Genomic DNA, 14,120 nt, shown 5'->3' with positions numbered 1-14,120 from the left:
ACCTCTATAGATCGGGGACCGACGCCGGCGGGAAGAAAGTCACTACACGCACGAGTGGGTGACGAGTCCGAGGACTCATCACCCACTCGTCCGGCTGAGCAGCTCTCAGTGAGCGGCCTCGTATGCCGCCTTGGTCCCTGCGGAGATACGTCCACGCTCGCTCACGGCGATACCGTTCGCGCGAGCCCATTCACGAATCGCGTTCGCGTCGGACCCACCAGAACGGCCTGCGCGACGCACCGGGCGGGCGGCGGGAGAACGGCCGATCTTCCGAGCGTGACCGACCCACGTCGCGAGGGAGTCACGCAGGGCTGCCGCATTCTCCGTCGAGAGATCGATTTCGTAGGAGACGCCGTCCAGAGCGAACGTGACGGTCTCGTCAGCACTTCCACCATCGAGGTCATCGATAAGAATGACCTGAACCTTCTGAGCCACTGTGGACACCTCACAATTTCGTAGATCGTCGAGAGGCAATCATCACACCCTAAATCAATGGGCGTCAAATGCTCAGAGATTTAGCGAGTCGATTAAGCGGTGGTCGCAGTTCCCGTCGGGGTCTCCGAGCGGCCCTCGCGCGCCTGCGCATCGAGGCGGTCCAGCTCGGCGAGGTTGGCACGTTCGTTCCGGTCGGCGCGCACCACAAAGCGCATCGCGAAGTAGAAGATGGCACCCACACCGATCGAGGGCACCAGCGCAGCGACGGCAGTCCAGAACGTATTCACGCGTCCACTCTACGACCCGCACCTGAGAACTCCCACCATGCAAATGGCGCACGGCCCGTGGGCCGTGCGCCACGATCAGCACCAGTCCGTTCGCCCGGGCTGGCCCACTGCCGTCAGCGCTGCCGTCAGCGCTGCGGCTTGACCAGCGGGAACAGGATCGTCTCGCGGATCCCCAGACCGGTCATAGCCATCAGCAGACGGTCCAGGCCCATGCCCATCCCGCCGCTCGGCGGCATGGCGTACTCCATCGCTGTGAGGAAGTCCTCGTCAAGCGCCATCGCCTCGGCGTCGCCGGCCGCGGCCAGCAGCGCCTGCGCCTCAAAACGCTGACGCTGGATCACCGGGTCCACAAGCTCGGAATAGGCGGTCGCCAGCTCGAAGCCGCGGACGTACAGATCCCACTTCTCGACCTGCCCGCGGACCGAACGGTGGTCGCGCGTCAACGGGCTTGTCTCGACCGGGAAATCACGGACAAAGGTCGGCGCGTAAAGAGCATCTCCGACGTGGTGCTCCCAGAGCTCCTCGACGAGCTTTCCGTGGCTGACCCGCGTGGGATCCATCGAGATCTCGGCACGTTCCGCATGAACGAGGAGCTCCGCAACGGTCGTCTCGGGGGTGATCTCCTCACCGAGGGCCTCCGACAACGAGCCGTACATCGTCAACTCGGCCCATTCCCCGCCGAGGTCGTATTCCGAACCGTCCGGCAACGTGACGACGGTCGTCTCGAGAACTTCTTCGGCGGCCGTCTGAATGAGGTCCTTCGTGAGCGCGGCCATCGTGTTGTAGTCGCCGTAGGCCTCGTAGGCCTCGAGCATTGCGAACTCCGGTGAGTGCGTCGAGTCGGCGCCCTCATTGCGGAAGTTTCGGTTGATCTCGAAGACTCGCTCGATTCCTCCGACGACGGCCCGCTTGAGGAACAGCTCGGGAGCAATCCGTAGGTAGAGGTCCATATCGAATGCATTCATATGGGTGGTGAATGGTCGCGCGGCGGCCCCACCGTGAATCGTCTGGAGCATCGGTGTCTCGATCTCCATGTACGCGCGACGGTGGAGATTGTCACGCAGCGACCGGACGACCCCGGCGCGCATGCGGGCGGCGTCGCGGGCGGCCGGGCGGGCGATGAGGTCGACGTACCGCTGGCGGACGCGGGCCTCCTCGGACAGGTCCTTGTGCAGGGTCGGTAGTGGACGCAGGGCCTTCGCGGCGATCTGCCAGGAGTCGGCGAAGACGCTCAGCTCCCCACGCTTGGAGCTGATCACGCGGCCGTGGGCGAAGAGGTGGTCACCGAGGTCGACGTCCGCCTTGAAGGCCGCGAGGGACTCCTCCCCCACGACCGCGAGGCTAAGCATGATCTGCAGCCGGTTGCCCTCGCCGTCCTGCAGGGAGACGAAGCACAGCTTGCCGGAGTTGCGCAGGAAGACGACGCGGCCGGCGACGCCGACCAGGTCGTCGGTCTCCTCGCCCTGGGCGAGGTGGGCGTACTGCTCCCGGACCTGGGCGATCGTGTGCGTACGGGGCACCGAGACCGGGTAGGCCTCCTCACCGCGCTGGAGCAGCCGGTCGCGCTTCTCCCGGCGCACCCTCAGCTGCTCGGGAAGGTCTTCGTCACCGGTGGCGGGGGTGGGTTGCGTGGGGGCTGCGGTCTGCTCAGAAGTCACTCGCCAATCTTAGACGCGCGTCCACGAAGAATGGACGGCGCGCGTCCCGATCAGCGCGACACGAGGTCGAGCGCCAGGTCAAGGATCGGCGCGGAGTGGGTGAGCGCGCCGACGGAGAGATAGTCGACCCCGGTGCCGGCCACCTCGGCGGCGCGGTCCAGGGTGAGGTTCCCGGTCGCCTCGAGCTCGACCGGGCCGACCTCCGCCTCGAGTGCGCGGACGGCGGCGACCGTGGCCGCGAGCACCGGCGTCGCCATGTTGTCCAGCAGGAGGAAGCGGGCGCCCGCACCGATGGCCTCGAGGGCCTGGGCCTGGGTGTCCGCCTCGACCTGGACAAGCACGCCCGGGAAGGCCGCGGCGACGGCCTCGATCGCGCCCGCGACCGACCCGGCAGCGACGACGTGATTGTCCTTGACCATCGCGACGTCGTAGAGGCCCATGCGCTTGTTGGTCCCGCCACCTGCGCGGACCGCGAACTTCTCCAGCGCGCGCAGCCCGGGGGTGGTCTTGCGGGTGTCCAGGACCATCGCGCCGGTTCCGGCGAGCCGGTCCGCCCACGCGCGGGTCGCCGTGGCGACCCCGGAGGCGCGGCTGGCCAGGTTGAGCAGGGAGCGCTCGGCAATAAGGATCGCCTGGACCGGGCCGGTAAGGACGGCGAGGCGCTGGCCGGCGGTGACCCTCGCGCCGTCGGCCACGTCGAGGACGACTGTGACGGGCGCAAGCCCAAAACGGTCGCTGACCTGCGTCACCGTCTCTTGGACGACGGCCAGGCCGGCGACCACGCCGTCCGCACGGGCCATCAGGTGGGCCATCGCGCCCGACGACGCGGCGATCGTCGCCTGGCTCGTCACGTCACGTCCCGGGTAGCCGCCAAGGTCCTCGTCGAGGGTGCGTCTCACCGCGTCGGTGACCCACGCCGGGTCGAGCCCGGAGGCGAGATCAGCGGTGGACGTGGCGGAGGGCGAGGTCGAAGTCACCCGCCCAACTTACCTGCCCCTCGCTACCTGCCCCTCGCTGAGTGCGGTCGAATGGCTGCCCAAATCGGACGCGAGGCAGCCGTTCGACCGCACTCAGCGATTCGGGGCGGTGACGGTCAGGGTGCCGTCGTCGTCCAGCTGGACGACCACCCGGCATTCCCAGGAGGGGTCCGGGGCCGGGAAGTCGGTGCGGAAGTGCCCACCCCGGCTCTCCGTGCGCAGGGCGGCTGCGGCCGTCAGGACCGAGGCGACCTGGTGGACGTTGCTCGTCTCCCACTCCGCGGTCTGCGGCTGGGCGCTGAGGTCGCCCGCGATCGCCTCGGGAAGGTTGGCATCGGTGCGTACCGCGGCAAGCTTGCGTGCGGCGAGGGCGAGGGTCTCCGCCGAGCGCAGCACCCCCGACCCGTCGGTCGTCACGCGTTGGATCCGGGATCGCGTGGCGGCCATGACCAGCCCCGTCGGCCCAGTCCGGGTGACCGGCTCCTTGAGCGGCAGCTCCCCCGCCGCCATCCGGGCGGCGATGTCCTCGGCAGCCCGGTGGGCGAAGACGAGGCCCTCCAGGAGCGAGTTGGACGCGAGCCGGTTCGCCCCGTGCACGCCTGTGCACGCGACCTCCCCGATCGCGTACAGCCCGCGCACCCCGCTGCGCCCGTCCAGATTCGTGATGACCCCGCCCGAGTGGTAGTGCTGGGCCGGTGCGACCGGGACCGGCTCCTCGGTGATGTCGAAGCCCTGGGCGAGCAGCCGCTCGGTGATCGTCGGGAACCGCTTGCGCAGGAAGTCCGCGCCCAGGTGCCGGGCGTCGAGGAAGACGTGGTCCGAGCCGGTCTTGGCCATCTGCCGCACGATCGCGTGCGCGACGACGTCCCGTGGGGCGAGCTCGGCCATCTCGTGGACGGCGGGCATGAAGCGGTGCCCGTCGGTGTCGATGAGGTAGGCGCCCTCCCCGCGGACCGCCTCGGAGATGAGCGTCAGCTGCCCGCGGGCGCCGCTGCCCAGCCACAGCACGGTCGGGTGGAACTGGACGAATTCGAGGTCGCCGAGCGGGGCGCCGGCCCGCAGCGCGGCGGCGATGCCGTCGCCGGTGGCCTGGGGCGGGTTCGTCGACGACACGTAGATCTGCCCGATGCCACCGGTCGCGAGCACGACGGCGCGCGCCCGGGCGGCCCCGACGCCGTCTCGGCTGCCCGCCCCGCGCACGTGCAGGGTGACCCCGCAGACCGCGCGGCGGTCGCCGTCGGGCGTGAGCGGGGTGACCGGTCCCTCGCTCGTGAGCAGGTCGATCACCAGGGCGTGCTCGATGATCTCGATGCCGGGGTCGTTGCGGACGGCCTCGAGCTGGGCGACGAGGGCCCGGGAGATCTCCGCGCCGGTCGCGTCCCCGCCCGCGTGGGCGATGCGGTCCGCGTGGTGGCCGCCCTCGCGGGTCAGCGACATCTCTCCGCCGCCGTCGGTGTCGAAGTGCGCGCCGAGCGCGACGAGCTCACGGACCCGCGCGGGGCCCTCGGTGACGAGCACCTCCACGGCACGGGGGTCGCAGACCCCTGCGCCGGCGACGAGCGTGTCCTCCAGGTGCGCGGCCGGGGAGTCGCTCGGGGCGAGCGCTGCGGCGATGCCGCCCTGCGCCCACACGGTCGACCCCGAGGCCAGCTCGCCCTTGGTGACCAGGAGCACCCGGGGCACCCGGGAGCGCAGCTCAAGAGCGGCAGTCAGCCCGGCGATCCCGGAGCCGACGACGATCACGTCGGCCTCGGCGGTCCACCCCGGCTCGGGGGCCGCGAGGGTCGTGACGAGGGTGACCGGCGCGCTCACGCGTCGGCGCCGAGCGCCTGTGGGGCGGCAAGCGCCTGTGGGGCGGCAAGCGCCTGTGGGGCGGCAAGCGCCTGTGGGGCGGCAAGCGCCTGGAAGGGGGCGATGGGCAGGCCGCTGGCCTCGAGGTCGTAGCCGGTCGGGACGAGCCCGGGTTCACCCGACACCTCGACGATCGCGTTGGACTTGTCGACGAAGACGACGTGCGGGAGGTAGTGGCGGGCCTCGACGTCGGCCATCATGCCGTAGGCGATGATGATGACGGTGTCACCGGGGTGCACCAGGTGCGCCGCGGCCCCGTTGATGCAGATCTGCCCGGAACCGGCTTCGCCCGGGATGACGTACGTCGTCAGGCGGGAGCCGTTGGTCACGTCGACGATGTCGACCTGCTGCCCGGGGTACAGGTCCGCCGCGTCGAGCAGGGTCGCGTCGATCGTGACCGAGCCGACGTAGTGCAGATCCGCCTGCGTCACGGTCGCGCGGTGGATCTTGCCGATCATCATCGGACGCTGCAAGGACGTCACTGGGTGCCTCCTGGGTTGGCGGGCCGGGGAGCCGCGAGCAGCTCCACCGCCATGTTGTCGATCAGTCGTGTGGCCCCCACCCTGGCCGCCACGAGCAGCAGGGCCGGACCGACGTAGGTCTGGGGAACATCCTCAACCGTAGTCGGGTCCACGAGCGCCAGATAATCCACTACAACGCCGGGGGTCGCGGCGAGCATTCCCTCCGCGGCCGCGCGCACCGCGGCCGCGTCCCTGCCCGACGCCGCTGCCTCGCGCCCGGCGAGCAGCGCGCCGGAGAGCGCGAGGGCGTGGGCGCGATCGGCCGCGGAGAGGTAGGCGTTGCGCGAGGACAAGGCGAGGCCGTCGTCGTCGCGCACGATCGGCACGCCGTGGACGACGACGGGGACGTTGAGGTCGGCGACCGTCCGGGTGATGGCCAGCAGCTGCTGGGCGTCCTTCTCGCCGAAGACGGCCACGTCGGGGGCGGTGAGATGGAGGAGCTTGAGCACGACGGTGAGCACACCGTCGAAGTGCCCCGGGCGGGACTTCCCTTCCAGAACCGTGCCGATCCGCCCCGAGGTGACGCTCACGATCGGGTCACCGCCCGGGTACATCTCCTCACGCGTCGGGGCGAAGACGACGTCCGCGCCGGCCGTGGCCAGCAGGGCGACGTCGGCGTCGAGGGTGCGCGGGTAGCGCTCGTAGTCCTCGCCGGGGCCGAACTGCAGGGGGTTGACGAAGATGGTCACGACGACCTGGTCGGCGAGCCGGCCCGCCTCGCGGACAAGCTCGAGGTGCCCGGCGTGCAGCGCCCCCATCGTCATGACGACGGCCCGTGCCGCCTTGCCGGAACCGTCCACTGAGTTGTCGGATGAGTTATCCACCGAACGGCCAGCCGAACCGTCCGCTGAGTGCGGGCGAACGGCCGCCTCGTGTCCGGTTTGGGCAGCCGTTCGGCCGCACTCAGCGGAACTGGTTGGGGGGTTCGGGGCGAGGGCTCGGGCCAGGTGGGCTCGGGTCGTGACGACGAGGGGTTGGGCGTGGTGGGTGACCATCAGATCTCCGTCTGGGGGTCGTTGAGCACGTCGAGCAGCGCCTGGGCCTGGGAGTCCTTGATCCGCCCGACGCCCAGCGCCCGGACGGTCGCGGCGCGGCTGAGCACGCGATAGCCCTCCACGGTGTCGCTCGCGTCCCGGTGCGCGGCGAGGTCGGCGAGCACCGCGAGGTGCTCAGCGACGGTCCCCGCGTCGCCACGGACCACCGGACCGGTCAGGGTCCGGATCGGGTCGGAGACCCCGTCCGCGGCGCGTAGCGCCCCGTCGAGGGCTGCGTGCAGGAGGGGCGCGAGCGCACGACCGGGGTTCTCGATCCCGGCGACCTGGAGCGCCTGGGCGGCTTGGGCGACGAGGACCACCAGGTGGTTCGCACCGTGCGCGAGCCCCGCGTGGTAGAGCCCGCGGTCCGCCTCGTCGATCACGACCGGCTCCCCGCCCAGCTCGACGACGAGCGCCTGGCCGATCGGCTGCACCGGCCCGGGGGCCGTGACCGCGAAGGTCGTGCCCTCGAGCCGGGACAGGTCGAGGGAGGTGCCGGTGAACGTCATCGCGGGGTGGATGGCCAGCGGGATGGCGCCGGCAGCCCGGGCCGGGGCGAGCACATCCGTGCCGTAGCGACCCGAGGTGTGCACCACGAGCTGCCCGGGCTGCCACGCGCCGAGCTCGGCGAGGCCAGCGACCAGGCCGGGCAACACGTCGTCGGGCACGGCGAGGAGGGCGAGCTCGCTGCGCTCGACGACGTCCCGGACCTCCAGGACCGGGACCCCGGGCAGGAGGGTGTCGATGCGCTCGAGGGATTCCGCAGAGATGCCGCTCGCGCCGACGACGGCGTGCCCAGTCGCGCGCAGTGCGCTGCCTAGCACCGCACCGACCCGCCCGGCGCCGACGATGCCGACACCGAGGCGGCCCGGCTTGCGGGGGGCGCCCGGGCTGTCCTGGGTCTGGGTCACAAGAGGTCCTTCGTCGGTCGGTTCTCGTCCGGCATGTCGAGTCGCACCGGTGCTGAGGCCGGGGTCGCCTCGTCGTCCGGTGCCCGGTCGAGCGCCAGCCCGGCCGCTTGGGCGGGTGCCTGCATCCACCGTTCGGGACCCGCCAGCGTGCGGGCGGCGCGGGCGCGGGCGGCCTGGGCGTGGAGGAGGTGCGCGGCGTCGGCGTCGGACAGGTGCGGTACCCGGGGCGAGACGGGGCCTGGGGTGGAGTGCAGCACGAAGGTCGCGATCCCGAGGCGCCGCTGGATCGGTCCCTGGGCGAGCCCCAGCGACTGGGTCCGCTCGTGCGGGACGACCTCGAGGCGCCGGGTCAGCCGACCGCGGCGGATGAGCAGGCCGCGGCTGGTCACCCGGTAGCCGTTGCGCTGCCAGGCCAGCGGGTCGACCCAGCGGGCGCTGCGCGGGCTCGTCGTGAACTCCTCCCTCGGGCCGGATCCGCTCAGGGCCGCCTCGAGCAAGGGGCGCGGGTCGTCGACGCCGAGGTCGGGCAGCACGAGCCAGAGCGCGCGCAGCGCGTCGTCGCGGGAGCCCACCGGGAGCAGCACCGTACCGGTCTGGTTGCCGTCCGAGGAGTCGGCGTAACCGGCGACGTTGACCTCGACGCGCCACCAGTCGGCCTTGCGCCAGAGCAGACCCTGGGTCAGCCGGATCGCTTGGACCCGGCCGGGCGGGATGGTCTGAGAGCGTGTCTCGAGCAGCCCGTGACGCAGCCGGATGCCGTCCGGGGAGATGGCGCCGGTGAAGTTGAACTCGCTGGTGAAACGCGAGAACACGTACGCGCCCACACCGATGAGGGCGGGGAAGATCGTGGCGATCGGGCTGATGCTGCGAGAGACGATCATCGCCACGATGGTCGCGGCCACGAAGATGATGAGGAAGATCGCCGCTCCGGAGAGCAGCAGCGAGGCGATGAGGCGGCCAGGGGGGACCTGGAGCACCTCGCTCTCAGGGGCCTCAGGGAGGATCTCACCGTCCGGCGCCTCCTCGAGGCCCGCGGCCCGCGCGAGCAGGACGTTGCGCAGCTGGTTCGCGTCGGCGTCGCGCAGGAAGCCGAGCTTGGCACCGGAGTCCCCGCCGCCGGCCACGCTCAGCTTGAGCTCGGCGAGGCCGAAGAACCGGGCCAGCAGCGGCTTGACGATGTCGATGGCCTGGAGCCGGTCGAGGCGGACCTTGCGCTGCTGGCGGAAAAGGATCCCGGAGTGCACGTAGACCGCGTCGGAGTCGTAGGCGTAGCGGGTCACCCGCCAGGACAGCCAGGCGTAGACGCCGCCGATGACGCCCGCCGCCGCGATCCCCACCGCGAAGATCCACCAGTTTCCACCGTCGACCGGGATCCCGCCCTCGGGGGCGCTCTCGATCGACTGCCGGCCGAAGACCACGAGCAGGACAGCGATGACGGCCCAGCCGCGCACGAAGGGGGTGACCGGGTGCAGGCGCTTCCACTCGAGGCCGGGCGGCGGGGTGTCCGGGCCTGCAGAGCCGTCGGTCGTGAGGCCCGACGAGCCCGGGATCGGTACGCCGGTGGCCTTGCTCAGTGAGGTCGGAGGCGGGGGCACTGGTGCCGAGCGCGGGGAGGGCGCGTCGGACGGCGGAAGCATGTCGCTCACAGCCCGGCCAACCTGGCCTCGCCGCGTGAGGCCAGGCGGTCACGCAACCGGGCCGCCTCGCTCGGGACGAGCCCGTCGATCGTCGCGTCGGTCCCGGGCGAGGCCGTGTGCAGCTGGAGGGAGGAGATGCCGAGCTTGCGCGCGAGCGGGCCTGCGGTCACGTCGACGAACTGCATGCGCCCGTAGGGAACCACCACGAGGCTTCGGAACATGACGCCCTTGCGGATGAGCAGGTCCTCGTCGCGCTCGGCGAAGCCGATCGCGTGGACCTGTCGTTTGATGATCACGGCGATCCACGCCGTGACGACGACGACCACCGCGGCGGCGATCCACAGCCACGGTGCGGCCGGGGGGAGGGCGACGGCCAGGACCACGAGGGTGACCAGCGGGATGCCGAAGAAGATACCGAGCATGATGAATCGGGCGGTCGCCAACCGGGCCGAGACCCCCTGCCAGACGATCCCCTCGGGCTCGAAGGGGCTCGTCGTCGGCGCAGACGCGGAGAGGGGCGGGTAGCTCGCTGATTCTTCGGTCATGGTGTTCATCATTCCACCGACCATCCACACACCGGGCATCCACGGGCCGGGCGGCGACAAGTCGTCGACCAGGAAGACCGGCGGTGGCTGCCCGCGCGGTCGGTCGGGGGTGTCGGTCGGGGCGGTCGGTCGGGGCGGTCGGTCGGGTCGGTCGGTCGGGTCGGTCGGGGCGGTCGGTCAGCCCCGGGAGTCCCCGTCACCGAGCCTGGCCGGCGTGCCCTCGCTCGGCGGGGGTAGCTGACAGAACCGTTCGGCGATCACGCCCACGACGCTCAGCACGATCGCGCACAAGGTCGCAGTCCCGGCCGCGAGGGCCCGGGACTGCTGAGACTCGAACTGCAACCGGCCCAGCGTCAGCAACAGCTGCCCGCCGTACCAGCCGACCAGCAGCGCACCGGTGAGCGCCGCGGCCTTGGCCAGCGCCGCCGTGCGCGCAGCGCGCAGGGCGTCCAGGGAGGGGCGTCGACCGCGCTGGTAGGCCCGGACCGCGAGAGCCATCCACAGCACGACGACGGCGAGCACCACGAGCACCGGCCCGACGACCCAGGGCACCGCACCGAGGTGTGTTCCCTGACGTTCGAGAACGAGCAGGATCCCCCACGTGAGCACCACCGAGACACCAGCCACGAGGGCGAGCAGGGAGATCTTGGTGCGGCTCATCAGACAGGTGGGGCGGGCGGTGCGGCGACGGCCGGTACCCCGGACGTGTCGGGCCGGACCATTCCCTGCGGGGTGATCGAGGCGGGTGGCTGGGCCGCGGTGTCGGGCTCGTGCAACCAGTCGAGGGCCAGCCAACGGATCCCGTCGCGGTCGGGAGCGGTCGCGGCCAGCGCGCCGACCGGACCGCCGCCCAGGCCGGGCAGGACCGCGTCCGGAGCGATGTGCGCCCACGGTGCGAGGACAAAGGCCCGTTCGTTGGCGCGAGGGTGCGGGACCTCCAGGTCGTCGCTCGAGTGGACCAGCGCCCCGAAGGCGATGAGGTCGATGTCGAGCGTCCGCGGTCCCCAGTGCTCGAGCCGCTCGCGTCCGTGGTCGGCCTCGATGGCCTGGCAGGCATGCAGCAGGTCACGTGGGGAGAGCGTCGTCGTCGCGAGGACAACCGTGTTGAGGAAGTCCGGCTGCTCGGGTCCTCCGACCGCGGCCGTGCGGGCCAGCGGGCCGACTGCCATGATCGTCAGCCCGTTGACGGCGCCCAGCTCGGAGACCGCACGGCGCAGGGTGTCCTGCGCGTCGCCGACATTCGCGCCGAGGGCGAGGACCACCTCGACCGGCTCGTCCGGCGGGGTGTCCATCCGGTCGAAGGTCCGGGACAGGACCGTCGTCTCGTCCGGAGATCCGGCGCCAAGAGACGGTTCCTGGGGGAGCACCGGGGCCGCGGAGGCGTTCTGGGAGCCCTCGACGCTCGGGGACCGGGTGAAGAAGTCTTGAGCTCCGGCTGTGGCCGGGACCGCAGTGAGCACGACGGTTGCGTCGAGCGACTCGAGCGGCTCGAGCGGCTCGAGCGGCTCGAGCGGCGCGACCGGCTCGACCGGTTGCTCAGCGTGCTCGGCGGAGAGCTCCTGCGCCTCGCCCTGCTCGTCGGGGACGGCCTGCTCGTGCGTGGCGACCGGCTCGTCGACCGCGACCGGCTCACGGGGGGCGATCGGCTCGGGTGCGTCAGCGACGTCGTCGGATCCCAACGCGGCCGGATCATACGCCCGGACCCGGGTGGTCGGAATCACGGAGGCCACGTCCACCATGCCGAAGACCTCGGGGCGGCGGGCTTGCTCGGACAGTCGCGCCTGCTCGGCAAGCGCCTGCTCGTCGAGCGGGGGCAGGACGGCCGTGGCGCCGATCTCGAAGGCCGAGGCAGGCTCGACGGCCTCGGGCTCGGGCTCGGGCTCGGGCTCGGGCTCGGGCTCGGGCTCGGGCTCGGGCTCGGGCTCGGGCTCGGGCTCGGGTGCATGCTCCTCGACGGGCTCGGGCAATGTGTCGGCGGTCGGGAGGACCGCCGCGAGCGGGAGAACAGGCGCGGGCGCGAGAACAGGCGCGGGTGCGGCCCACGCAGCAAGAGCCGCATCCAACGGCGCATCGAGAGGAGCGTCGAGCGGCTCACCGTTTGTCTCCGCCGAGCGCGAGATGACGACGGGGAGGGCTGCGGTCGACGTCGGGACCGGCGCCTGCCACCGCGGCGCGACGGTCTCCTCGACGACCGCTGCCGCCTCCGGCTCGGTCTCGCCGACTCCAACCGCGGCATCCGCTCCGATGTCGTCGACCGAGTCGGCCGGCGCGGCAACATCCGGCGCCGCAACATCCAGCGGCGAGGCGACAACCGGCGCGTTGATCCGGTCACGGTGGATCCTCACCACCACGTCGACGAAGGGCACCGGGATCGGCGCCTGCGGCTTGTGGACCGTGACGTCGACGGAGATGACGGCCGGGCGGGCCAGCACGGCCGCGGCGATCTGCTCGGCGACCGTCTCGATGAGGTTGACCGGTTCACCGCTGAGGATGTCGGCGACGTCCTGGGAGACGGTGGCGTAGTTGACGGTCTCGGTGAGGTCGTCACCACGCGCGGCAGCGCGGGTGTCCAGGTAGAGCGTGACGTCGGCGCTGAAGTCCTGCCCTGCCTTGCGCTCGCTCTCGAGCACACCGTGAAAGCCGCGGGCAGCGATCCCGGCGATGTGGATCTGGTCGAGGGGGTAGCCGCTGCTGCCAAGAACCGATCGCTGCGCCAGCGTGCTCATGGGGTCTTCCTGTCCTGTGGTCGTCGTCGGTCAACAGTGGTCTCGGGAGCATGCGTGCCGCGTGCGTCCAGCCAAGCCTGGGCCACCCGGACGGCGTCGCGCGTTCCTGGGACGTCGTGCACCCGGACACACCATGCGCCCGACGTCGCTGCCAGCGTACTCACTGCAGCGGTCGCTCCGTCACGCGCGAGCGGCGGGACCGGTACGCCGTCGTCCCCGGCGAGCAGGTGTCCGAGGAACCGTTTGCGCGACGCACCGACAAGCACGGGCAGCCCGAGGTCGGTGATCTCGCCGAGCCGGGCCAGCAACGGCCAGTTCGCCGCGCCCGACTTGGAGAACCCCAGACCAGGGTCGAGCACGATCTGCGACCGCACGACTCCCGCGGCCTCGAGCGCGGCCACCCGCTCGGCGAGCTCGGCACGCACGTCCTGGACGACGTCGTCGTACTGCTCGAGGTCGTTCATCACGTCGGCGTGCCCGCGCCAGTGCATGACGACGTAGACGACACCGGTCCGCGCGACGACGGCCGCCATGCCCGGGTCGGCGAGGCCACCGGACACGTCGTTGATGATCTGCGCTCCCGCCGCGACCGCCTGCTCGGCGACGCGGGCCCGGGTGGTGTCCACGGAGACGACGGCGCCGCTCGCAGACAGCGCGCTGATGACCGGGATCACCCGGGCCAGCTCGTCCTCGACCGAGACGCGCGCTGAGCCCGGTCGGGTCGACTCCCCGCCGACGTCGAGGATGTCGGCGCCCTCGGCCAGCATCGCCGCGCCGTGGGCGATGGCCGCGGACGGCTCAAACCACTCCCCCCCGTCGGAGAAGGAGTCGGGGGTGACGTTGACGACCCCCATGACGAGGGTCCGGCGAGCCGCCGTGAGGCGTTCCGGCAACGGCATGGCGGACGGCATGTCAGGTCGTATCGGTCGGGCCGTCAGCGGCCGATGATGAGGCTCATGGCCTCGGCGCGGGTCGCGCCGTCGCGCATCTGCCCACGGACCGCGGAGGTGACGGTGCGTGAGCCCGCCTTGCGCACGCCCCGCATCGACATGCACAGGTGCTCGCACTCGATGACGACGATCACGCCGCGCGGCGCCAGGAACTCCACGAGGGCGTCGGCAATCTGGGCGGTGAGGCGTTCCTGGACCTGGGGACGCCGAGCGAAGACGTCGACGAGGCGGGCGAGCTTGCTCAGCCCGGTGACCCGTCCGTCCAGCCCGGGGATGTAGCCGACGTGAGCCACCCCGTGGAAGGGCACCAGGTGGTGCTCGCACGTGGAGTACACCTCGATGTCCTTGACCAGGATCATCTCCTCGTGGCCACCGATGTCGAAGACCGCGTTGAGCACGTCGCCCGGGTTCTGGCGCAGCCCCGCGAAGGTCTCCGCGTAGGCACGGGCCACCCGCCCGGGGGTGTCGAGCAGGCCCTCACGGTCGGGGTCTTCCCCGACCGCGATGAGGAGCTCCCGGACGGCGGCCTCGGCGCGGGCGAAGTCCACCTCGGCGGCGGGCATCGGGGACTCGTTCGGGTCGGTCATG

Annotated in this window: 14 protein-coding genes; all 14 read right to left on the bottom strand. The window is 71.6% G+C overall.

All coding sequences use genetic code 11. The features are described from left to right. Window positions 1–105 precede the first annotated feature (105 nt). A complete protein-coding gene (locus BLQ50_RS04595) occupies window positions 106–435 on the bottom strand; it encodes a histone-like nucleoid-structuring protein Lsr2 (RefSeq protein WP_093181510.1) in 330 nt (109 codons plus the stop codon). Between the two features lie 92 nt (window positions 436–527). Then, on the bottom strand, window positions 528–722 hold the full coding sequence (locus BLQ50_RS04590) for a hypothetical protein (protein WP_093181508.1): 195 nt from the start codon (window positions 720–722) through the stop codon (window positions 528–530). Window positions 723–847: 125 nt separating this feature from the next. Further along, window positions 848–2,380 (bottom strand): lysine--tRNA ligase, encoded by a 1,533-nt coding sequence (gene lysS / locus BLQ50_RS04585; RefSeq protein WP_093181506.1) that lies wholly within the window; start codon window positions 2,378–2,380, stop codon window positions 848–850. Between the two features lie 50 nt (window positions 2,381–2,430). After that, window positions 2,431–3,357: a carboxylating nicotinate-nucleotide diphosphorylase gene (gene nadC, locus BLQ50_RS04580; protein ID WP_093181502.1), complete on the bottom strand. Its 927-nt coding sequence runs from the start codon at window positions 3,355–3,357 to the stop codon at window positions 2,431–2,433. A gap of 93 nt (window positions 3,358–3,450) precedes the next feature. Further along, complete coding sequence (locus BLQ50_RS04575; protein WP_093181500.1) at window positions 3,451–5,169, bottom strand: L-aspartate oxidase; 1,719 nt, start codon at window positions 5,167–5,169, stop codon at window positions 3,451–3,453. Then, window positions 5,166–5,690 carry an aspartate 1-decarboxylase gene (gene panD, locus BLQ50_RS04570; protein ID WP_093181497.1) on the bottom strand — a complete coding sequence of 175 codons (525 nt, stop codon included), beginning with the start codon at window positions 5,688–5,690 and terminating at the stop codon, window positions 5,166–5,168. The genes BLQ50_RS04575 and panD overlap by 4 nt, the downstream gene beginning before the upstream one ends. Then, a complete protein-coding gene (gene panC / locus BLQ50_RS04565) occupies window positions 5,687–6,724 on the bottom strand; it encodes a pantoate--beta-alanine ligase (protein ID WP_093181492.1) in 1,038 nt (345 codons plus the stop codon). The genes panD and panC overlap by 4 nt, the downstream gene beginning before the upstream one ends. Beyond that, a complete protein-coding gene (locus BLQ50_RS04560; RefSeq protein WP_093181491.1) occupies window positions 6,724–7,674 on the bottom strand; it encodes a Rossmann-like and DUF2520 domain-containing protein in 951 nt (316 codons plus the stop codon). The genes panC and BLQ50_RS04560 overlap by 1 nt, the downstream gene beginning before the upstream one ends. Continuing rightward, window positions 7,671–9,311, bottom strand: coding sequence for a PH domain-containing protein (locus BLQ50_RS04555; RefSeq protein ID WP_093181731.1), 1,641 nt, complete (start codon window positions 9,309–9,311; stop codon window positions 7,671–7,673). The genes BLQ50_RS04560 and BLQ50_RS04555 overlap by 4 nt, the downstream gene beginning before the upstream one ends. A gap of 5 nt (window positions 9,312–9,316) precedes the next feature. Next, on the bottom strand, window positions 9,317–9,856 hold the full coding sequence (locus tag BLQ50_RS04550; RefSeq protein ID WP_093181729.1) for a PH domain-containing protein: 540 nt from the start codon (window positions 9,854–9,856) through the stop codon (window positions 9,317–9,319). A 177-nt stretch (window positions 9,857–10,033) separates the two neighbouring features. After that, a complete protein-coding gene (locus tag BLQ50_RS04545) occupies window positions 10,034–10,516 on the bottom strand; it encodes a DUF3180 domain-containing protein (protein WP_093181489.1) in 483 nt (160 codons plus the stop codon). Beyond that, window positions 10,516–12,582, bottom strand: coding sequence for a 2-amino-4-hydroxy-6-hydroxymethyldihydropteridine diphosphokinase (gene folK / locus BLQ50_RS18970; RefSeq protein ID WP_245700879.1), 2,067 nt, complete (start codon window positions 12,580–12,582; stop codon window positions 10,516–10,518). Before folK ends, BLQ50_RS04545 begins: the two co-directional genes overlap by 1 nt. Beyond that, window positions 12,579–13,493 (bottom strand): dihydropteroate synthase, encoded by a 915-nt coding sequence (gene folP, locus BLQ50_RS04530; protein WP_093181488.1) that lies wholly within the window; start codon window positions 13,491–13,493, stop codon window positions 12,579–12,581. The genes folK and folP overlap by 4 nt, the downstream gene beginning before the upstream one ends. Window positions 13,494–13,516: 23 nt before the next feature. Continuing rightward, a complete protein-coding gene (gene folE, locus BLQ50_RS04525; protein WP_093181487.1) occupies window positions 13,517–14,119 on the bottom strand; it encodes a GTP cyclohydrolase I FolE in 603 nt (200 codons plus the stop codon). Between the last annotated feature and the right edge of the window lies 1 nt (window position 14,120).

It is taken from the genome of Sanguibacter gelidistatuariae (genome assembly GCF_900096585.1).
Taxonomy (GTDB): Bacteria; Actinomycetota; Actinomycetes; order Actinomycetales; family Cellulomonadaceae; genus Sanguibacter; species Sanguibacter gelidistatuariae.
The sequence above is the reverse complement of the archived record's forward strand: the minus strand, read 5'-3'. Positions and strand labels throughout refer to the sequence as shown.